Origin of the sequence: Pseudoalteromonas sp. MTN2-4, assembly GCF_042848605.1 — a bacterium.
Classification (GTDB): domain Bacteria; phylum Pseudomonadota; class Gammaproteobacteria; order Enterobacterales; family Alteromonadaceae; genus Pseudoalteromonas.
In genome coordinates this window covers 117,550-140,089 of record NZ_BTGK01000004.1, presented here as the reverse complement: position 1 = coordinate 140,089, position 22,540 = coordinate 117,550, and the positions used below count along the sequence as shown (strand labels likewise).

Here is a 22,540-nt window from a genome sequence, read left to right as displayed (position 1 = left end):
TTTGGCGATAAAATAAAAAATGGCTTGTACAAAGACAAGCCATTTTTATTTTCGTATCAAACCATTAATTACAGTGCACAGCTACCTGCAAGTTGCCACTGCTTATATTGACCTTCATTTTCTGACGGCAAATCATTCTTAGTCCAATAATTAGCCTCGAAAATTTGACCGTTAAAGGTTACTTGGTCGCCTTTCGTATAAGCTTGATTTTCGTACCATGCTTTTGGACACGTTGATTCTGGTACATCACAGCCATTTGCAGCAATAAAGTCATATGCTGCTTTTGCATCAATTAAACCATGACCAAACTCGTGATCTTTACCTTCAACACCGATGTCCGTTGCAGTAAAGTTAAGAACGTCGCGGATTTGAGAGCCTGTACAATTTGGGAAGTGGCTCCATACTTTCGCTGCAACACCAGTTACATGCGGTGTTGCCATTGATGTACCTGACTTATACTCATAACCGTACTTGTTATATTCAGTTAGCATCAGACCACTGCTATTGATTAATTCACCAACCACATTTGACACTGTTAATGTCGGGAAATCAGTTGCGTAGTCAATGTTGTGAACGTCTCTTGATACCCACTCTGGAATACCTGCTGGCACGTCGAAGTATGTTACTAGCACCTGACCTTCATTTGCTTGACATGCCGCTGTTGCAGCATCAAAACCCGCTTTGTCAGTAGCACTTAATGTACCGTCAAAGTACTCGCTTAAGAATGCATCAAATGGGATCTTGTAGAAACAACTTTCGCTTAATTGTGAGATGCGTGGATAAGGTGTGTTACCTGCATCAATTTGCTTAAAGCCAGAAGAGAAATAACCGCCAGTTTTCGCATTCCAGATAAAGCGATTTACATTTACAGACTCGCTATCAACAGTAGAAAGTACACGTGTACCCGGCGCTGCAATTTCAACTTGATCGTTAACCGCAGAGAAAGTAGAAATTTCAGTATTCTGATCAACTGACGCGACTGACATAACATTTTTGTATGACGCTGGGAATAGGTATGAATCATCACCATCAGTCGCTGTTGAACCATGGTTACCTGCTGCTGCAACAATTAACACACCACGATTAGTCAAACGATCTACTACATCACGCTCAGTATCAGATGAACGAGAACCACCTAGTGACATATTAATAATGTTCGCACCTTGGTTCGCACACACTTCCATTGTTTCTAGAATATGTGAAGTTCTGAAACCTGAGTTTGCACCATGTGCTGTACGAGATAGCTTTTGCACATATGTGTCTACGGCACCATTAGAAACCACACCTACGACACCTTTACCATCACGGTTAGCAATGATAGTACCCGCTACGTGTGTACCGTGATCAACGGCATCGTTAAACCAAAAATCAGAGTAATCACTGTGGTTACCGCTCAAATTAGTTGCTGCAAACTCTTCGTGGTTGCCTTGGATACCTGAATCGATAACACACACTTTGATGCCATTATTCGCAGGATCAGCAACTAAATCAGACTTAGTCAATGTAATGCCGTAAGGAGTTACTTCTTGTTGAGCTAGATTTTCGAACTCATTATTCGTGAAGTTAGCCACAGTGACATCGCTGTCAATTTGTTCCAGCGCAAAGTTACTTGGAGACTGAGGAAGAATTGCAAATCGTTCTACATCTAGTTCTACACGCACACCAGAAATCTGTTGAACTGCACTCGCTTGCTCTTCTGTTAACGAAATTAAACCTACAGTACCTTTAGCAACTTGAGTGATGTTTTTGATGATTTGTTGTTGGTACTCAGCTGGAAGGCTAGATGCTTCATAAGTAATTAGATAATCAGCTTTTTTGTTATTTGAGTCTAATGATGTGCTCGCAACAGCTACGCTCGAACTTAAGATTGCTGCGCAAACTAAGCTTTTTTTAAATTTAGATTTCATCTTACTTTCTCTATTTTTATGAATTATTAAATTTGTCCCGTTTACAGTACAAAAGTAACTTTAAGAAAATGTAAAATCAAATTTAAAATTATGATTATCTACAATATCAGGCAATAACATATAACGAAGAGAGATAAAAACTCTGTGAAAAAGCGTTAGAAATCTCGGATTCAAATAAAAACAAGAGCAATAGAAAAATTAATTAAATACATTTGAATGATGAAATTACTCTTAAAACTCTTCTTACGAAAAGTATAAGCTTTAATATAAAGTTCAACTTAACCTATTAACGCTATCACTGTGAGAAACTGTAATCATGACTACACACAAAGTTGAAGCTGAGTGGCTTTCTTATCGATAGCCAAAATCTTCTCTAGGCAACTATGAATCAAGTTAAATAAAAACTAATGATTGAACAATACTTTTATAATAAACATATTATTTTTCCTTGAACCTTTTTATTTAGATCAAAAAAAGAACAATATTTAGTTTAAAAAACAAACTTTCCTGCTATATTTTTTTTGAATTTAATAATACCAAAGGACTAATCATGAAAACTAAATTACTCGCTGTTGCTATCACCACTTCATTACTCGCAGGTTGTAATGTTACCAAAACAATTGGAGACGGTTTTGACAGTATGCTTGATGCGGTTGTGAATGTCATGACTTCCCCCGACCTCCCTATAACTCAACTAAAACCAGCTAAGAACGATAGAATGGCCGATGTACGAATTGATAAAGTGGCTGTTTCAAGTGTAAATGGTAATCAGAGTGGAGACTCATTTATCAATATGTTTGAATCTGAATTAGCTAATATTAATGTCGCCGATCAGCCATTTTTTACGCTAGTAGATAGAGCGACTATTCAGCGTGTTATTGAGGAGCAAAAGTTCTCTACATCTGATTTAGCGAGTTCATCAAATAATGTCAAACTTGGCCGCTTAGTTGGAGCTGATGCTATTTTATCTGCCAACTACTACATATCCTCGGTTGAAAGACAGTCTTACACTGAAACAAGAACAAAATGCAGTGATAAGAAATGTAAAAACTCATATCAGTACAATGTCAGCTGCACCAAACGTAGCATTTCAGCAAATATGACACCAAAACTTTCTTCAGTAGAAACAGGTAAAATACTATTTACAAAACGTTTTAGTCACCAAGCTAGTAGTAGTAAATGCTCAGATAGTTATACACCACACAAAAGTAACGCCGAGCTTGCTGGTGAAGCTGTCAGTAATATTTTCAAAGAGTTTTCGCAAGATATCGCACCACATACCGTCGTTTTAACACCAACTCTGTTAGAAAGTGATGACAGTAAATTAACTGAACAAGCGGAACAGCACCTTGATAAAGGGATCGAGTTTGCAGAAAACGAGTGGTTTGAAGAGGCATGTAATGAATTTTCCCAAGCCCAAAGCCTTTTCGCCGATTCTCTCGCAATTAACTACAACAACGGCCTTTGCGCAGAAAAAGAAGGTGACTTAGATACTGCCGAAGCTTTTTATAAACGTGCCATGACAACCACAAATGACTTCGATGATTTAGAGCCTATCAGAGGTGCCATCAAGCGAATTAGCTCAAGAAGAAAAGAGCTCATACAATTAGCACAAATTGATGCCATAAAAGACTTTCTTTAACACTCTGCGCTACTGAATAAAGACGTTTAATTTAGGTGCCTCAATGTGCACCTTTTTTACACCCGATACGAAACGAATAATTTAATTTTGACGGAGTTATATGAAAAATATCACCCAAATAGTGCTAATTTTTTTGCTGGGTAATTACCCTCAAGTTGTACAGGCCTGTAGCTGTGGGAATTACTTTAGTAGCAAGCCTAAACCTAACTGGGTTGATACTCAGTTTGCTACTGCCAACGACCTAAGCACATATGGCATTACACAATGTACTGGTATTAAAACCCTTGATTTAAAACGTGCCGCTATTAGTGCGAAAGAAGCGATGAGCCAACTCATCTCCGTTGAAGTTAGCACTGTAACACAAACCAAAACACACACTCGCTCTACAGCTTCAAGTAATCAATTCACTCAAAGTAGTAAGCTTGAAACACACGCCCTGTTAGAAGAGGCTACATTCATCGATAATTGGGTTGATAAAACTAACTGCGTTGTTTACCGACAATTAACCTTGCCGAAACAGTCAATTTTAAAAGCAAAGAGCAAATTAAAAGCAGAGTACTCAGCCCGCTTTGACCAACAAACTTTTTACCTAAATACAACCGGTGAACATGCAACGATTGCCCATAACATGATTTTAGCTCAATTGAGTAAACTAGGTTTAAATTTTACATCTGAACCACAACAAGCGACTGTCGCCATTAACATCAAGGTCAACACTGAGCACTCATCCTCTAAAAAATTACTTGCCGTTATGAGTGTTGATATCACTAAGATAAAAAGCTCAAAACAAGTACTGTTTCAGGTATATGATGGTAAAGGTATTAGCTTTCAGTCGGAGTCTACCAACACATTAAAAAAACGCGCTTTTTTAGACGCAGCTGACAGGTTGAGTATGGCATTAAAGCAATCTTATCTTGATAAAAAAATATAACTCTGAAAGCAAGCCCAAAAAAGTAGAGGCATGTTTTAGTTATGCAAATATGCGCTCTACTTATACAGTAAGCTAAAACTTACTATATTATTGCTATTTACCACTAAGTGTCTTGTTGAAGTATTTAAAGTGCATTTAAGTTCGCATACAGCTTTTAATAAAATATCGAACTATCCCAAATTTGTAATTAACTATACTTTATAGTTATGGCTAAATAAAAACTCATTTCCCTTGATAAAATTCATCTTGCCCTTATTATGCTTTATCGCTTTTAATTTGAACTTGTTACTTTGATCCGAATTTTAAAAATTATTGCTGTGCTGTTTTTACTGTTTGCCGATGCTCCGTCATCTGCCGAACAGATTCCGCATTTGCAGAATAATGTTCAAAGCCAAACTAGTTATCAAAGTCCATTAGAGAATGCTGTAAGCAACGAGTTTTCATCGCAGCAGCATTCGCAAAAGCACCATATTACTGCCGATGATTCTGGGTTGTTTTCAATTGTTGAGCGCCCCTCTCAACAACAAGCCATTCGTTTTTTACACCCAAAACAGCAAAGCGAATTTATTTTAGTTTTTGAGCTGATGTCAGACACTTACATTAGCGAAATTCGCTTGCAAACTGACAAGCTAGAACAACCTTGGTATCAATGCAATACGCGGCCAAATCATGGCTTTATTGATGCCTGTAAACCAGCCAATTTAGTTTATAAAGCGCGACTAACCTACCACGCTTAATTTCACTTATCGCCAAAAAACCTTTTAATTTTTTCGGCAAAACTGTGTTTTGCTGCCCTAGATGAGTGAATTATGAAAAATAAATTAAACACTAAGTCGAACAACCGTTTGACCCCATGGGCGCTGCTGTTAGTCATTGTATTTCTGGCAATTAGCGCGCTACCAAACCTTTATCCAAATAACACGGTATTAAAGGTCAGCAGTAATTACAATGCATTATCGGCGACTCAAATTAGCCAATACCTTGAAGACGCGAAATTGCCTGTGCGTGAAGCGACTGTAAACCATCAAACCAGTGAAATTCGAGTGTTGCTCGAACATCCAAAGGCGAGTGTGAATGCGCAAGCCGTATTACAAGAAAAGTTGCAAACGCAATTACAAAGCGCAGCAAACATTAGCGTGCAAAGTGAAGCAACTACACCCGCATGGCTGCAAAGTTTTAATTTATCGCCTTTAAAATTAGGCCTAGATTTAAACGGCGGCGTGCTATTTGTATTAAAAGTCGATACCGACAAAACCCTTGAAGAGCGTCTCGAAAAACTGCGTTTAGTCGCAAAAGATTATCGCATTGAGCACAAATTGCGTGGTATCAAGATTGAAGCAGCCCGTGATAATAGCGTGGTCATCAAAGCCAATAGTAACCAAGCAGATAAGCTTGCTACCTTAGTGAAGCGCTTAAAAGCAGACTACCCAAGCCTTACGAGTATTGAACAAAACACGGCAAACCAAGTAATTTGGCAACTTGGTTTTGACGAAGCCAGTCAAAAGCAGATTGCTGAACAAGCAATTTCCCAAGCCGTTAGTACTTTGCGTTCGCGTATCGAGCAATTAGGGATCACAGAAGCTGTCACACAACGCCAAGGTAAGCAACATATTCGAATTGAGTTACCGGGTGTACAAGATCCAGCTGCTGCAAAACGCTTAATTGGTGCAACTGCTGAGTTATCTTTTCATGCATTGAAAGACATTGGAGGCCACACTTACAAGTATAAGAATGGCGGCACAGCCAAATTGAACCCATTGCCTATTTTTACTGGCTCCGAGATTGAATCGGCTCAAGCTGGACGAGATGAATCAGGGCAACCGCTAGTACAACTGATGCTCTCCCCTGCTGGCGGCGACAAAATGAGTCGTTTCTCACGACAAAACATTGGTAAGCCAATGGCCACTCTCTATGGCGAATATCACCAAAATCAAAAAGGGGATGTGGTTAAACAACAAGAAGTGATTTCGGTCGCCACCATTCAACAAGCCCTTAACCGCCAATTTAGTATCACTAATTTAGGCACCATGCAGCGTGCACAAGAGCTAGCTATGGTATTGCGTGCTGGGTCACTTCAAGCACCTATCACCATTGTTGAAGAGCAAACGATTGGCCCAAGCCTAGGCGAGCAAAACATTGAAAACGGCTTTAATGCTCTCAAATTGGGCTTAGCCATCACCCTACTATTCATGTTGGTGTGCTACGGGCGACTCGGTATAGTCGCCATCATTGCATTGGTGGTGAATCTGGTCTGTTTACTTGGATTAATGTCGTTATTACCTGGAGCTGTGTTAACCCTACCTGGGATCGCGGGTTTAGTACTCACCATAGGTATGGCGGTCGATACCAATGTGATTATTTTTGAGCGCATTCGTGATGAAATCAAACAAGGTGCGAGCACACTTGGCGCTTTAAAACGCGGCTACCAACATGCTATGTCGAGCATTATCGATGCGAACCTAACGACGATGATCACCGCGCTGGTTTTACTTGGTGTAGGTTATGGCCCAATCAAAGGTTTTGCTATTACGTTAGCCCTTGGGATCTTAACCAGTTTGTTCTCGGGCGTATTGGTGTCGTCTCACCTTTCGCCACTCTTTCTTAAAAAGAAAAGAAAAAAAGAGCATCAAAAAGATAAAAACAAGGCCCAACTTGAATCAGTAACAACAAAGAAAGAAGGAGCGCATCATGCATAATATTTGGCAGTCTGCCCGTAAAATGGGCTTTATATTTAGTCTAATTGCAATTGTTGTTAGCCTTGGCGCTTTAGCCCTTAACCCCATTGTATTTGGCTTAGATTTTACGGGGGGTACCGTATTAGACTTCACTTTAATGTCACTAACCAGTATGAGTGAATTGCAAACCACATTAAGTACCTTAACATCAGACGCGTTTAGCTTATCACAAAGCCAAGACGGCCATTGGCGGGTGTTGTTTTTACCCGACGTGGCTTCAGACTCAATCGCCGCTTTTCAAACTGCGATTGAGTCAAAGTTAAATGCCCATATCCTAGAAAGTAAGTTTCTGGGCGCACAAGTAGGTGAAGAGCTCAAAACCAGTGGTGCACTGGCGGCTGTATTTGCAGTGGTATCTGTGTTGATTTATTTAATGGTGCGTTTTGAGTGGCGACTCGCCGTCGCTGCAACTGTCGCGCTGTTCCACGATGTTTTAATCACCATCGCTTTATTCACTGTGCTTGGTTTAACCTTCGATTTAACGGTATTGGCAGCACTTTTAGCGATTATCGGTTACTCGCTCAACGACAGTATTATCATTGGCGACCGCATTCGTGAACTCATTCGTGCCAAACCTGAACAACCCATTGGTCATTCAATTAATGAAGCCTTGCAAAGTACATTACGCCGTACGCTGATCACCTCGTTTACCACACTTGCCACGGTTTTTGCGATTTGGTTGCTCGGAGGTGATGCCTTAAATGGTTTTGCCAGCGCCCTGTTAATTGGTTTAACTGCGGGTACCTTGTCATCTATTTTTATCAGTGCAACCTTGCCTGAATTTATGGGCTTAAGTTTTGCAAACTATCAAAACCAAGACAGCGATGAGGTGAAAAAACTACTCGCTGAGCCCTAACTAACATTTAGAGTATTTAGCTCACTCATCAACTATGAGTGAGCTTCTTTTTATATTCATAGACTTAGAAATTACTCATTTCTGAAAAAGCTGATTTGAATTAACATTTTTGTAACTTTTACGTGTTAATTCTAGCGCTCCCTTTTTTTAGAGTAATTACTTATGTCTATTTCACGTCGAAGTTTTTTGAAAGGATCAGCTCTACTGAGCGTGATGCCAATGAGTTTAACACTCTCGGGTTGTACGTTTAAAACCAACCCTTTCAGCCATGGCGTTGCCAGTGGTGATCCGCTCCATGATGCGGTGATCATTTGGACTCGAGTCACCATTCCTGAAGAAATCACGCAAGTTGTCGATATCAACAGCCTGGTATTGTCTGTGCGCTGGCAAGTATCAACATCATCTTCATTCGCGACTATCGAAACTGAAGGCAAGGTTGAAACCAGTATAGGTCGAGATTTTACCGTTAAAGTCGATGTCACAGGTTTAAATGCTGATAGCACTTATTACTATCGCTTTATCATTGAAGAGCTCGATGAGCCTATTGTCTCGCCTGTGGGTCGCACCAAGACTTTACCTCAATATGATGTATCTGAAGTGAAGCTAGCGATGACATCTTGTTCGCATTTTAGCTATGGCTATTTTAATGTCTATGCTCGCATAGCAGAAATGGATGATCTCGATGCAGTTTTACATTTAGGCGACTATTTATATGAGTACGGTAACGAAGATGTTTATCGTAACCCGTTATTATGGAAGAGGCTGGTAGAGCCAAAGCATGAAATGGTGTCACTCAATGATTACCGCTTACGTCATGCGACGTATAAAACAGATGAAGATTTGCAAACCCTGCACCAAACCCACCCTATGATCTGTATTTGGGATGATCATGAATTTACCAATGACACTTGGCGTGGCGGTGCACAAAACCATAACGACAATGAAGGCGACTGGCAAACCCGTGCTAATTCAGCCATTCAAGCATATTATGAGTGGATGCCTATTCGAGAGCCTCAAAGTGGTAACCGTGAAAAGGCGTATCGCAAATTCGAATTTGGTCAGTTACTACATTTAAATATGCTCGATACCCGCTATGTTGGTCGCGATGAGCAAGTCGATGTGAAAGACGATGTGCGCCTTGATCCTATGCGAACTTTATTGGGCTTTGAACAAGAACAATGGTTAGAAGACAACCTGCTCGATGCTAAAAACAATGGCGTGAAGTGGAATTTAATTGGTCAACAAGTGCAAATTATGCAAATTCAGATGTTTGGTAAGCCAATTAATGCTGATGCATGGGATGGCTATCCTGCCGCTCGAGACAGACTACTTAACTTTGTAGAACAAAGAGACATTAAAAATGTGGTGTTCTTAACTGGTGATGTACATTCTTCTTGGGCTGCCGATATTGCTAAAAACCCGTACGACTGGCGTGAATATAATCGCTTTACTCATGACGGTGCACTTGCCGTTGAAATTGTCACTCCTTCTGTCACTTCGCCGTCAATCCCTGTACCGGGTTTGCAGCAAATAGTGGGAGATGTAGGCAATATTCTAAAGCCTGAAAACCCACATATTCGTTATATTGACCTTAAAAACCGAGGTTTTGTCACCCTTAACATCAAGCAAGACAAACTCACTTCTCAATGGCACCATGTGCCAATTGTTGGTTTCAAAAATAACCAGTCATTCGTTGATAGAACCCTGTATGTTAATTCAGGCGAAGCCAAACTGCATAAATTGTAATCTGGCAATCAGCAAGTGAATTTGAACTCAAGGAGAGCTTAGCTCCCCTTGAGTTCATATAGAAAAGTATTTAAATGATGTTCATGTGAAAGAATAGACATTGACTGTTTTATCTCGACCTTTGAGTTTTACATCCGCAACCCAAACTAAATCCGGCATCTCTGATTTCTCTGCGGTGTCTTCACTGACAAGTAATACTTGCCCAAGCTCTTTGGTCTTGCTCTCTATTCTCGCTGCGACATTAACTGTGTCACCAATCACGGTGTAATCCATACAACTCAAACTCCCCACATTACCTGCAATGGCTTCACCACTGTGAATACCAATGCCAATTTCAAGCTGTGGTAGGCCCTGCTGGGCAAATTGCTTATTTAACTCAATCAATTCTTCAAGCATGCCCTTTGCTGCATCTATTGCACATTGAGCGCTATTCATTCCTGCTTGTGGTGCACCAAACACAGCCATAATGGCGTCACCGATAAATTTATCTATCATGCCATCATGTTTAAAAATAGGATTACTCATGGCTGAGAAATAACGATTTAGAATACGAGTAACTACCTCTGGTTCATTGCGTTCACATAAGGTGGTGAAATTACGAATATCGGCCATCAAAATCGTTACTTCTCGGCGCTCACCGCCCGGCTCTATGTCAACGGCACCGGTTTCAACCGCGCTAACCAGCTTTTCAGGCAAATAGCGTAATAATCTTTCGCGATGACGCAAGCGTGTATATGTATTAGTAATGTAATGAGAAATTGACCACGCGAGTAACCCCGAGAATAACACGATGATCTGTTCGTGGATCTCTATGGTTCGGTCAGTCTGGCTGTGCTCTAAAATAAGCGTTGTCGCAGCTAAACAACACAGCGTTGAAAAGTAAATAATCACACGACCTTGCCTGAATGCACTCATGACGTTAAATAAGATTAGCGCGCTGATCAGCATCAATTCAAATTGTGTTTGATGTAGATCGCGTAAGAAGTGCCCTATTTCGGCCAAATATTCCATTTCTAATGTGATCCCTAAAATAATCACATAATCGAATAAAATAGATACATACTTGAGCCAAGGCTTATAACTGCCTGTGGTTGCCCAGTGCCGAACTAGCCAACACCAACCTGCTGTTATAACCATCGACCCAAGATCGACACCGATTAAAATTAAATCCAGTCCCTGACTGAGCGTACCGACCAGTAGTTCAAGTAAAAACAGCGCCATCAAACCAAAAAAACGAATTTTGTTGATGTGGTTTTCCATTTCCATTTCGCGCTGCTGATAGCAATCTGTCAGCAATGCATCAAAGCTGTCATCAATATGTTTCAACCATTTCATAAGTTTAAGTATTCTGCTTTTTTATTAAACATAGCTTGTCATAACAATGAGTACGAAAAATGAAGGCAGAAATAATGGTAGGGTATGAAAAAAGGCAATTTAGTTACCTAAATTGCCTTTGTAAAACAAAGTGTGGGAATTACTTAATTGAAACTCTTATTGTTGGCATAAACCTTTATCAGTCCAAACGTCCCATGGACCTGAGAACTGTTCTGGATTTTGACCTTGGTTCCACCACTTAGCCTGATATAAACGACCATTTAGCGATGTTTGTGCATCAGGTAAGAACACTGCGCCGGCTGTCCAAGCTGGTACACCATTACAGCCGGCATTTGAATCTGATGATACATTGACTGTCTTAGATACACGGTGAGATAAGCCCTCAGCGTCGGTTACTTCTAGGCTTACTGAGTAAGAACCTGCTTGTGCATAGCTGTGTGACGGGTTAGCAAGTGAGCTTGAACGACCATCTCCGAAGTTCCATGCATAAGACGCTACACCTTTATCATCCGTTGCTTGCTGAGTGAATGATACGCTCAAACCGTTAGTATTGAATGAGAACGCTGATACTGGCGCCTGGTTGTCACCGCCACCAGAGCCACTACACTTGCCTAGTTTTTTCCAAACATTCGTGAATACATTAGGCTGTGCACCTGTTGACCACCAAGTTGCTTCGTACTGATAACCGTTGTAAGACACTTTGTCGCCTGCACGGTATGACTTAGTTGCCGACCATGCTGCAACACCATTACAACCACCAGTATTACCATCTGTAATGCTGACAACAGAAGACTTACTCGCTGTTTGACCAGCTGTGTCTGTTACAGTTAGCTTAACCGTGAAATCACCTGTTCCGCTATAAGTGTGACTTGGGTTTTGCTGTGAACTGGTTGCGCCATCACCAAACTGCCAAGCATAACTAGAGATGCCTTTATCGTCTGATGAACCATCAGTAAACTGAACTGTTTTACCATTCACTGCCGCAGTAAATGATGCCACTGGCGCTGTATCACCTGTACCACCACAGCTTGAGTTAGCTAGATAATCATAAGCCGCTTTTGCTTGAACAATACCGTAACCATAAGAAGTATCTCGGCCCGCACTGCCCTTATCTTTTGCTGTCGCATTAAGCGCATCACGAACTTGTTGGTTAGAACAATTTGGGAAGTGACTCCATACCAATGCAGCGACACCCGATACGTGTGGGGTTGCCATCGAGGTACCACTTATACTTTTATAGCCGTTGTTATTCCAAGTCGAGTTTACATTAACACCCGGTGCTGCAATCTCAACTTGACTGTTATATTGCGAGAACGACGCTTTGCTCTCACTGCTATCAACCGCGGCAACAGATACAACTGCGTCATAAGATGCTGGATAACTCATTGAGCTGTTACCATCGTTACCCGCTGCTGCAATATGTAACATACCCTGCGCATAACTATTCGCAAATGCTTGACGTTCAGCTGATGATTGGCCAGAACCACCTAAACTCATACTGGTGATGTTTGCGCCAGCTTGCTGACATTGCTCAATGGCTTTAATTAAGTCAGAACCATATGCCCAGCGGCCTGAGTCATTGAATACTTTAACAATGTGAAGACCAAGCTGACCCGATGGGTTAACACCCACAACACCTTGACCATTACCACCAATGGCCGCAATCGTGCCCGCTACATGTGTACCGTGACCGTTGCCATCGTTATACCAGTTACCAGTATCATTACTGCCGTAGCCGTCGTCACCTGTGATCCCGGTCGATGGAAGATCTGGGTGGTTAAGCGTGTAACCTGTATCCATAATACAAACTTTACGGTTACCCGACATGTTATCGCTCAGCTGGTTAGCTTGCACCATGCCAATACCGTAAGGCGTGCTCTCAGCTAGCAAATGACGCTTAGGATCCACTTCAATTGATACAACATCTGAACGAGACGCAATTTGCATTCTTTGTTGTAATGTCAACTCAACTGACACTGCATTAATCGATGGTAAAACTTGAACAGCTTCGGCAGCAACATCATCAGCAACCGATTGTAGACGGTTAAACTGAAGCTGCTTAGCTTGCATTGGGCTTAATTTAAATGGTAAAGCCACTGCTTGATTTTCTTTTTTCAACGTCACAATGTAACGCTGCTCTTGATCAAAATTCTCCCCTAAAACTTCAGGTAATGAACCCGAAGCATATACCGTTGGGACCAACGTACCGCAAAAAATTAAAGCTTGTGTTGTTTTATTTAGTCTTGCTTTCATGGCGATGCCTTATCTTGTTGTTTAGGTGTGCAAACAGTTAACAACCCGTTTACAAGAAACAAGGAAAGAGCAAATGTCTAGCGCTGTCAATTTGTTTTTGTTTTAGGTGCAAAAGCTCTAATCGTAACGAATTGAGCTGTAAAAATTTCATTACATAGAGATAGATACGTATATACGTCTAGATACATAGAGCTTGAACAAAGTTTGTACTAACTTAATTACAGCTGCACAAAATTTGTTACTAAATTGTTATAACCCAGAGTAATAAGGTATGTTTATATGATTTGAAATAGTCTAAAAGATTACTCGAATGACTGATGACTTATTGAATAGAAATTCAACTTGAGTGAAATAAAAAACAATAAAAAGATGGGAATATTCAGATAATTTAAACGTTAACTTACTGCCCTCTCATAACGATAATCATCAATATACTCAGAATTTATGACAACATTATTTTTCATCATAGCGGTTCTTATAAAGCCACTCTTTTCTAGCAATTTTATAGATGACACATTATTTACCGAGCAAATGGCAATCAGCGTTTGAATGTCTAACGCAGTAGCGGCGAATTTGACCACAGCTTCAAGCGCCTCAAAAGCATACCCTCTGCCCTGTTTATTTGGACTCAATAAAAACCCAACTTCAGCTACTCTTGATTTGTGATCAAGTATTTTGATTGAGATATTGCCAACCTTATCGCCAGTGTTTGTTTCAGTTATCCCAAAACATAACCAATCATGGCTGTTGCTATCCCACGGCTGAGCAAAAGCCTCAAAGCCAGCCTCAGCTTCTTCTAACGTGCTAGGATCATAACAGTGTTCCATCACCTCTGGATCCATTCATAACTCAATGAAAAGAGACTTATCGCTCTCATTTAAAGGGGCTAAGGTGAGTCTTTCGGTAACTAATATTGTTTTGTTCATTTATCTTTCTTATTTTTTGGCGCTTTAATCACAAAGCCCTTTTCAATACCCGCTTTAAAACCTACCGATTCATATACTCGGTGCGCGCCAGTCAGGTTCTCGCCCGAAAGCAACATAACTTTGTAGCAATTTAGCTCCCACGCTTTTTGAATGCCAAACTCGAGTACTTGTTGACTTAATCCTCTACGTCGAAATTTTTCTGCGGTGATCACATGCTCAATAATGGCAAAAGGTCGACCGCCATTTGCAATACTCTTATTTAAACCCAGTGCGCAAGTTGCGGCTAACTCCCCTTCGATATCTGCCACCACTATATATGTTTCTGGGCAGCGCATCATCTCAGCCCATACCTGCTCAGAAAAAGACTTTTCAAGCTCAGGGTCGTGCGGACGTAGTTCTCGGTATAAGTTGAGCACTTGTGGAAGATCTTCTAGGTTTGCTTGGCGGATCATTGGTTTACTCCTTTAAACTTGAACAAGCACCTATAATGAATACAAACTTATCAGATGTAAACTGCTGTTTTAATGTGGAGAAAAAGCCCATTTCTCGCATAAACTTCTATTTCAAAAACGTTCAAAGCTAGCTTACAAAATTGTATGAATCAAAACTCAATAAATAAGATATGCTTAAAAGGTAAAATTTTTCTTTCAGAGCATTATGAACATCTTATTAGTTGAAGACGATTTAGATACAGCTGAATTTATCAGCAAAGGACTACAGCAACATGGTGAAATAGTTCAACACTGTGATAATGCTGAACAGGCTATGCTGTTAGCATCGTCAAGTGAATTTGATGTCATCATATTCGATAGATTACTGCCTAATATGGATGGCCTTGATGCCGTTCGCATTCTGCGTGCAAGCAAAGTTACCATTCCTATCATCATGCTTACGGCGCTCAATGACACATCTGATAGAGTTGCAGGGTTAGATGCCGGCGCTGATGACTATTTAGTAAAGCCGTTTGCTTTTTCGGAGCTTTATGCTCGAGTTAAAGCTCTCGCCCGGCGCCAACCTCTAAAAGAAAGCAGCCTTGAAATTTGCATTGGTGAACTCAAACTTGAACGAACCACTCGGCAAGTATTCAGAGCAGGAAAAGAAATTGAACTCATGCCAAAAGAGTACCAAATCCTTGAGTTTATGATGCAGAACCCTGAGCAACTCATTACTAAAACCATGCTCTTAGAGCAAGTGTGGGGGTTTAGCTTTGATCCGAAAACCAGTCTTGTTCAAACTCATGTTTCTAGACTTAGAAATAAAATAGATAAACCCTTTGCTTTCGATATGATCAAAACCGTACGTGGTTGTGGCTACTTATTGTCGAGGCAACAAGATGCTGAATAAACATCAAATCGTGCAAACTTTAAAACTAAGCACATTGTCTTGGTTTGCATTACTTATTGTTTTATTTGCCTTCATCGAAATCTCGCTTTGGCTTGATAAGAACGAGCAAAAGAATGAGTTTGCTGAATATGCTGAAGAAATAGAGCATATCTATGAAGAGCAAGGCCCGCGTGCCATTTTAAAAGAGCTTGAACTAACCCATAGACCTAAATGGACTGACGAAGAAGCAAAAACACACCTGTTAGAAGAAGAGTGGCTAGTTGCAGGCTTTAGAGACGGCAAACTTATGCTTGGCGCCGATATCGATTTACCCACAGCCGATACCCCAACTTGGTTCACTTTGAATTTAGAAGAAGACGCCCCTACTCAAGTCCTCACCACCACCTTATATTTTAATGAGCATGCGTATGCTCACTTTTGGCAAAAACAAGAAGAAACACAAAGACTGAAAGGCATTTTTGCCTATGAATTGCTTGCATGGTTTTTACCGCTTAGCTGGCTTACCTTGTGTATTTTATTTGCCTTTATTACACGTCAAGATTCAAAACCAATTCAAGCGATTATTGGCCAGCTTGATGACGTTGCACAAGCCCCTGATTCGGCGAGAATTAAAATAGATACCACAGATCCACAATGGCAAGCGCTTGGCCAATCAATCAATACCATGCTAGATGAAATTGTACACCTGCATAACAATATGAAAACCATGTCGGTCGGCATTGCCCATGATTTAAAAACCCCCTTATCTCGTGTATCAAACCGACTGCAATCTATGTATCAAGATATTGATGATGCGCACGCGCTGCATTTTCACCTTGAGAAAGCCAATCAAGACCTCACTCATATCATCACTACCTTTAACAATTTAGTGCGATTGAATGCCATTGAGTCAGGCAAACATATTCAAGGCTTTAGCGTGTTTAATTTATCAGAGCTAGTTAATGAATTAGCCCTCAGTTACCAACCTGTATTTGAAGATAGCGGTCGCCAATTTGAAATCTCAGTTGTCCCCAGTGTGCAATGCTATGGTGATAGAGATTTAATAAGTCAGTTGCTGTGTAACTTACTTGAAAATGCACTTGAGTATGCAAGCAACAATGCACAGGTTTGGATCAGATTACAAAGTCACACCCAAAGTGCTCTGCTACAAATTGGCGATGATGGACCAGGCATACCAAACAAAGACAAACAAAAAGTCTTCGATAAATTCTATCGCGCTGATATTAGTCGCTCTAAACCAGGAAATGGCTTAGGTCTAAGTATTGTTAAGGCAATTTGTGATGTCCATAACGCGCAATTATGCTTATTAGATAAGCAGCAAGGTGCTGTTTTTAATATCGAAATTCCTATGCCTTAAATTCATACAATTTTGTATGAAAGCCGTATTATAACTGTAAAACACGCTCAGCGTTTTTAGCTCTACACTTAACTTATCGTTAAGTAACGAGAGAGAAACAATGACTAAACTAATTCAACTAAGATATCTCTGTGTTCTGGTCTGCTTCAGCCTTGCGGGTTGCGGCTCTGGTGGTTCAGAATCAACATCTAAGGCACCAGAACAAGTTGTCGATAATAGTAGTGGCTCAAGCTCCAGCAACAACTCAGATGACAATTCAGGGCAAGACAACACTGATGATTCGAGTGATGACTCGAGCGAAGATTCAGGCTCAGATAATGACTCAGATTCAAGTGATACTGCTGATAACGATGCAGATAATGACTCTGGTGATCAAGATGCCGACGACAATATCGGTGACGACACAAGTGAAGAAAGCGATCTAACCTTTGCCACTGCGACCTCGACTTCTCGTTTTATTCAACATGCCACTTTTGGCGCCACACCGACCGATATCACCAATTTAACGGGTCAAAGTGCCTCTAAGTGGTTTAAAGATCAACTACAGCTTCCACCGAGTTTAAAACTGCCTGTTGTCAATGCTTATGCCCCGACTGAAGTCAATGACGATGATGAATTCGATTTGCTGCATGTTGGTTCAACAACCATCGCTTTTTGGCGACATGCTATCTCAGCAGATGATCAATTAAGGCAACGTATGGCCTTTGCCTTGTCGGAAATACTCGTTGTTTCAAATGCAGGCGGTGAAGAACTCACAGATATTCCAGAAGCGGTATCGAGTTATCAAGATATCCTAATCAATCATGCATTTGGTAATTACCGAACATTACTCGAGGCTGTCACCTACTCCCCATCGATGGGCTTTTACTTAACTTACATGGGCAACATGAAAGGCGATGAGGCAACTGGCAGAGTCCCCGACGAAAACTACGCAAGAGAACTACTGCAACTTTTCACCCTCGGTGTGGTTGCTTTAAATCAAGATGGTACAGAGCAAATAGATGACGATGGCAAACAAATTGAACTGTACAGTAATGAGGATATTACCGGTCTTGCTCGCGTTTTCACTGGCCTAGATCTTGATCACGATACTGCTGAAGAAACGCAAAGCCACGAGTTTGCGATCCCTATGGCGATTTACCCTGAATTACACTCAGAAAAAGAAAAAACATTTTTAGGAACGCAAATCGCTGCAGGTACGGGCGCTCAAGCGTCAATCACTCAAGCACTGGATCATATTTTTAATCATCCAAATATGCCTCCTTTCATTAGTAAGCAACTTATTCAGCGTTTGGTGTCTTCGAACCCCTCTACTGAGTATGTAACTAGAGTAGCAACTGCTTTTTCTCAAGGTCAATTTACACTCCCTGATGGTTCAAATGTAGGCGATAAGCAAAGAGGTGATTTAACCGCGACCTTAGCAGCCATTTTATTTGACCCTGAAGCCACAGGTAAGCCAAGTGGTAGTTCAGGTAAAATTAGAGAGCCGATTTTACGTTTTACACAGTGGGCGCGCGCATTTGAAATCGAAAACGTCACACCTGAATTCCAAGAAATGCTCTGGGATACCAGCCCTGCAAGTATGTTAAGCCAGCACCCATATCGCTCAAAAAGTGTATTTAACTTTTTTAGACCCGGCTACGCAGCCCCCGGTACTGAGACAGCCGCCAATGGTTTAGTCGCTCCTGAACTTCAGATCACCAATGCCACTTCTATCCCCGGATACACCAACTTTATGACCTTTTATATCGCAGGCCTTCAAGGAGATGTTGATGTAGAAGAGTTACAAGCCGACTTCGATGACAACAACATTCGACTGGATGCTCGCAATGCAGTGAATAGCTTTTTTACGGATTACGATAAAGAACTGGCATTAGCCAATGATGTTGATGCCTTACTGGCACATTTAAATTTACTCCTCAGTGCAGAGCAGCTGTCAGCTAAAACGCTCGAGGATATAAAGCCTATTATCAGTCGCGTCGAAGAAGACGATGAAGAAGGTTATTTGCTGAGGGTAAAACTGGCTATTTTACTGGTTATGACATCACCTGATTACTTGGTTCAAAAATAGGAGCTTTCTCATGAATAGACGACATTTCTTAAAATTCAGTGGCGCTTCTATGATGGCAACATCTATGCTGCAATTAGGACAAGCACTTGCGAATACCGACGCTCAAGATAAAGATTACAAAGCACTGGTATGTGTTTTCTTATACGGCGGAATGGATAACCACGATACGCTTATTCCGTATGATACAGATAGCTACAACACATGGGCGAGCCACAGAAGTAGCTTATTAAGCCAATATACAACGAAACGCACCATAGCAAACCTCAACCCGATTAATACGCCCTCTCGATTTGGCACACGCAGTTTTGCGCTGGCTCCCGAGTTATCTGGCATGGCCAATTTATACCAGCAAGGCAAGTTGGCTATTGTTGGCAATGTAGGGCCACTGGTGGAGCCCATTTCGGCCGAAATGATTAAACAAAAAACCGCCAAGCTACCTGCTCGGCTATTCTCGCATAATGACCAACAATCAACTTGGTTATCAGGGCAGACAGAAGGTGCCCAGTTTGGGTGGGGCGGGCTCATGAACGATGCATTAGTAACGCAAGGGCTTGCTGAACAAACACCATTTAATGCTATCTCGACCGATGAAGCCCCTCTATGGCTTACAGGAGAAAACACCTTCCCCTATAATGTCAGTGGCGGTGAAGCGGCAACAATCAGAGCATTAGAAGAGTTTGAGAATAATGCGCAATTAATAGCCCACTTTAGTGCGCAAAATCATAGCTCAAATAACTTGCTACAAAAAGATTTGGCCAAGTTTATGAATGACTCTTATACAGCCAACGAGCAATTTAACAACGCCGTTGCTAACACTGAGGTGTCATTACCACCATTCCCTACCACACCTTTGGCTATGCAATTAGAAACTGTGAGCAAAAGTATTGCAACACGCACCGAGCTGGGCACCAAACGACAAATCTTTATCGTGGCAATGGGTGGCTTTGACACCCATTCAGGCCAAGCGCAAAGCTTACCCAATTTACAAAGCAACATAGACGGTGCACTTGTTGCCTTTAATAACGCCATGGAAAGCTTAAACTTAAGTAATAACGTCACGCTTTTCACCGCGTCTGATTTTGGTCGAACTTTAGCAATCAATGGTGATGGAACCGATCATGGTTGGGGTAGCCATCACTTCGTGATGGGAGGTGCGGTCAATGGTGGCACCATTTTTGGCGATGTGCCCGTATCTGAACTCGACCATGATTTTGATGCTGGAGGCGGCCGATTGATCCCCACAACATCCATTGAGCAATATGCGGCAAGTTTAGGACAGTGGTTAGGACTAAATGACACATCATTGAGCCAAGTATTTCCTAATTTATCTCAATTTAGTGAGCCATTATCACTATTCAAATAGTGTTTAATACTCATTTTGCCCTAGGGCGTGTTTATCTTTGAGGTATGAATTTTGTTCAAATCAAAGGCTTTCAGTACACGAAATGAGCTACGAAGCATAATGGGTTATGCAAGTGGCGAATGACAAAGTAGTGGAAGCTTTTGGTTGAACTCTTCGAGCAGCGCGAGTTGGTCATTTATTCGGCGTTATCGGCTGACTTACATAGAATAACTATGCGGGGCAACCCTTGCTACGCAGCCTCTTCCTGGCCTAAATACCCAACTCACTGTTGCAAAAAAAAACAGCAAAGGTCAACACGCCCTAGTAAGCCCAAATCGAATGGGGCTTTTTTGTTTGGCTTATTTATCACAAATCGATAAGCTGTTTGTGATTCATCGCGTATAGTTGCATACCCACTTAGAACGTTCCAAAATAATGGTAATATTTACAACAGGCTTATAAGAATGAAAAAGTTATTATTGGCAGCCTTGGTGTTAAGCGCCAATGTTTTTGCTGCTGACACCTTCGATACACAAACAATTCAAGTAACTGAACAATTAAAAGAAAAGTCGCTTAACAGCGAATTGGCTTACGATATTGTGGCAAGACTGACTACGGAAGTTGGGCCACGTATGGCGGGCACACCTAAAGATCTCGAAGCCGTAGACTGGGCGATGAAAGAACTAAAGCGTTTGGGCTTCGACAAAGTTTGGAAAGAACCTGCTAAATTCCCAGCTTGGTTGCGCTATTCTGAATCTGCCGAAATTATTCTGCCGTCAAAGCAACCTATTCACATCACCGCGCTTGGTAACAGTGTCAGCACGCCAAAAGATGGTACGCGCGCACCTATAGTCATCTTTGAAACACTAGAAGAGCTTGAAGCTGCACCTAAAAATGCCGCGAAAGGTAAGATTGTCTTTATCAATTATCGCATGGACCGCAGCTTAGACGGCAACAGCTACGGCCCTGCCGTACAAGCGCGTAACCGAGGTGCCGTGGTTGCCAGCCAAAAAGGCGCGGTGGCATTTATGATGCGCTCAGTCAGTACTGCCAAACACCGTTTTGCACACACAGGCGGTAACCATTATAAAGATGGTATCAAGGCCATTCCTGCTGTCGCACTGGCAAACCCAGATGCCGACCAAATTGAACGTTTATTGCAACTGGGTCATAAAGTTGAAATTAATTTAAACGTACAAGCTGAATCAAAAGGCATGGGCACTTCTTACAATGTCATTGGTGAATTTACCGGCACAGAAAAGCTTAACGAATACGTGCTGTTAGGCGCGCATTTAGATTCATGGGATTTAGGCACTGGCGCACTTGATGATGGTGCGGGTGTGGCAATTATCACAGCTGCTGCAAAACACATTAGTGAGCTGACAAAAACCAAGCGCAGTGTGCGCGTGGTGTTATTTGCCGCTGAAGAGCAAGGTCTTTGGGGTGCAAAGGCTTATGTGAAGAAACATCAAAACGAGCTAGGTAATATTGTTGCTGCGGCAGAGTCTGACTTTGGTGCCGACCTTATCTATGCAGTTGAATCTCGTGTTGCTTCAAACTCATTACCGACAGTACGTGCCATTGCTAAGCATTTAAAAGACTTAGGGGTTAAATACGATGCACGAAACAACGCTTTTGGTGGTCCTGATCTCATTCCATTTAAAGACTCTAAAGTCGTCCCTATTTTCTCTCTACATCAAGATGGTACTGACTATTTTGACTACCACCACACCGCAGACGATACGTTAGATAAAATCGACCCTGCAAAGTTAAACCAAAACGTAGCGGTTTACGCTGTGTTTGCGTACCTTGCAGCGCAAAGCCCAACTAAAATGCTAGGCAAGTAAGTTTACGTATTTAACCTGAGCTCAGGTTATTTAAGGAGAAACACCCAGTTTCTCCTTTTCTTCACCCATCTTCGCCAGATTTAAAAAACACACGCCCCACTTCACCATCTGACAAGGCGAAAATAGTGACAAATTTATACAACTCACCGTATAATAGCGCCCCTTTTTAAAGCCTGTTTTTATCAGAGCTTTGAGCTTTTGCTATTTTAATCTCGTTTCGGTAATTGAGTTGTTTTAAGGTCGGGTCA

Annotated in this window: 16 protein-coding genes; 11 read left to right on the top strand and 5 right to left on the bottom strand. The window is 41.4% G+C overall.

The genetic code is table 11. From position 1 onward, the window contains the following. Positions 1-68: 68 nt before the first annotated feature. The gene (locus ACGHEH_RS11685; protein ID WP_390445488.1) at positions 69-1,907 is read right to left on the bottom strand and encodes a S8 family serine peptidase; all 1,839 of its coding nucleotides are present in this window, start codon (positions 1,905-1,907) and stop codon (positions 69-71) included. Positions 1,908-2,457: 550 nt separating this feature from the next. Here ACGHEH_RS11685 and ACGHEH_RS11680 point away from each other — a divergent pair. The 6 genes from ACGHEH_RS11680 (at position 2,458) to ACGHEH_RS11655 (ending at position 9,817) form a co-directional block, all read left to right on the top strand. Next, entirely contained in the window at positions 2,458-3,549 is a 1,092-nt protein-coding gene (locus ACGHEH_RS11680) for a CsgG/HfaB family protein (RefSeq protein ID WP_390445485.1), read from the top strand. A gap of 100 nt (positions 3,550-3,649) precedes the next feature. Beyond that, positions 3,650-4,480 (top strand): hypothetical protein, encoded by an 831-nt coding sequence (locus ACGHEH_RS11675; RefSeq protein ID WP_390445483.1) that lies wholly within the window; start codon positions 3,650-3,652, stop codon positions 4,478-4,480. Positions 4,481-4,770: 290 nt separating this feature from the next. After that, positions 4,771-5,217, top strand: coding sequence for a hypothetical protein (locus tag ACGHEH_RS11670; protein WP_390445481.1), 447 nt, complete (start codon positions 4,771-4,773; stop codon positions 5,215-5,217). Between the two features lie 72 nt (positions 5,218-5,289). Continuing rightward, positions 5,290-7,176: a protein translocase subunit SecD gene (gene secD / locus ACGHEH_RS11665; RefSeq protein ID WP_390445478.1), complete on the top strand. Its 1,887-nt coding sequence runs from the start codon at positions 5,290-5,292 to the stop codon at positions 7,174-7,176. Beyond that, positions 7,169-8,071 carry a protein translocase subunit SecF gene (gene secF, locus ACGHEH_RS11660; protein ID WP_390445475.1) on the top strand — a complete coding sequence of 301 codons (903 nt, stop codon included), beginning with the start codon at positions 7,169-7,171 and terminating at the stop codon, positions 8,069-8,071. Before secD ends, secF begins: the two co-directional genes overlap by 8 nt. A 219-nt stretch (positions 8,072-8,290) precedes the next feature. After that, positions 8,291-9,817: an alkaline phosphatase D family protein gene (locus tag ACGHEH_RS11655; protein ID WP_390445472.1), complete on the top strand. Its 1,527-nt coding sequence runs from the start codon at positions 8,291-8,293 to the stop codon at positions 9,815-9,817. Positions 9,818-9,898: 81 nt separating this feature from the next. On the opposite strand, the gene ACGHEH_RS11650 is transcribed toward ACGHEH_RS11655, so the two are convergent. The 4 genes from ACGHEH_RS11650 to ACGHEH_RS11635 all read right to left on the bottom strand — a co-directional run bounded on the left by ACGHEH_RS11650 (position 9,899) and on the right by ACGHEH_RS11635 (position 14,783). Further along, entirely contained in the window at positions 9,899-11,152 is a 1,254-nt protein-coding gene (locus ACGHEH_RS11650; RefSeq protein WP_390445469.1) for an adenylate/guanylate cyclase domain-containing protein, read from the bottom strand. 156 nt (positions 11,153-11,308) lie between these two features. Further along, positions 11,309-13,405, bottom strand: coding sequence for a S8 family serine peptidase (locus ACGHEH_RS11645; protein ID WP_390445467.1), 2,097 nt, complete (start codon positions 13,403-13,405; stop codon positions 11,309-11,311). Between the two features lie 395 nt (positions 13,406-13,800). After that, positions 13,801-14,247, bottom strand: a complete 447-nt coding sequence (locus tag ACGHEH_RS11640) for a GNAT family N-acetyltransferase (protein ID WP_390445464.1) — start codon at positions 14,245-14,247, stop codon at positions 13,801-13,803. Positions 14,248-14,327: 80 nt separating this feature from the next. Beyond that, positions 14,328-14,783: a GNAT family N-acetyltransferase gene (locus ACGHEH_RS11635; RefSeq protein ID WP_390445461.1), complete on the bottom strand. Its 456-nt coding sequence runs from the start codon at positions 14,781-14,783 to the stop codon at positions 14,328-14,330. Positions 14,784-14,988: 205 nt separating this feature from the next. Here ACGHEH_RS11635 and ACGHEH_RS11630 point away from each other — a divergent pair, with 205 nt between their 5' ends. The 5 genes from ACGHEH_RS11630 (at position 14,989) to ACGHEH_RS11610 (ending at position 22,292) form a co-directional block, all read left to right on the top strand. Then, entirely contained in the window at positions 14,989-15,675 is a 687-nt protein-coding gene (locus ACGHEH_RS11630) for a response regulator transcription factor (RefSeq protein WP_390445458.1), read from the top strand. Beyond that, complete coding sequence (locus tag ACGHEH_RS11625; RefSeq protein WP_390445456.1) at positions 15,665-17,032, top strand: sensor histidine kinase; 1,368 nt, start codon at positions 15,665-15,667, stop codon at positions 17,030-17,032. Before ACGHEH_RS11630 ends, ACGHEH_RS11625 begins: the two co-directional genes overlap by 11 nt. 100 nt (positions 17,033-17,132) lie before the next feature. Continuing rightward, a complete protein-coding gene (locus ACGHEH_RS11620; RefSeq protein ID WP_390445453.1) occupies positions 17,133-19,103 on the top strand; it encodes a DUF1800 family protein in 1,971 nt (656 codons plus the stop codon). 10 nt (positions 19,104-19,113) lie between these two features. Then, positions 19,114-20,466, top strand: coding sequence for a DUF1501 domain-containing protein (locus ACGHEH_RS11615; protein WP_390445451.1), 1,353 nt, complete (start codon positions 19,114-19,116; stop codon positions 20,464-20,466). Between the two features lie 443 nt (positions 20,467-20,909). After that, complete coding sequence (locus ACGHEH_RS11610) at positions 20,910-22,292, top strand: M20/M25/M40 family metallo-hydrolase (RefSeq protein WP_390445448.1); 1,383 nt, start codon at positions 20,910-20,912, stop codon at positions 22,290-22,292. Positions 22,293-22,540 lie beyond the last annotated feature (248 nt).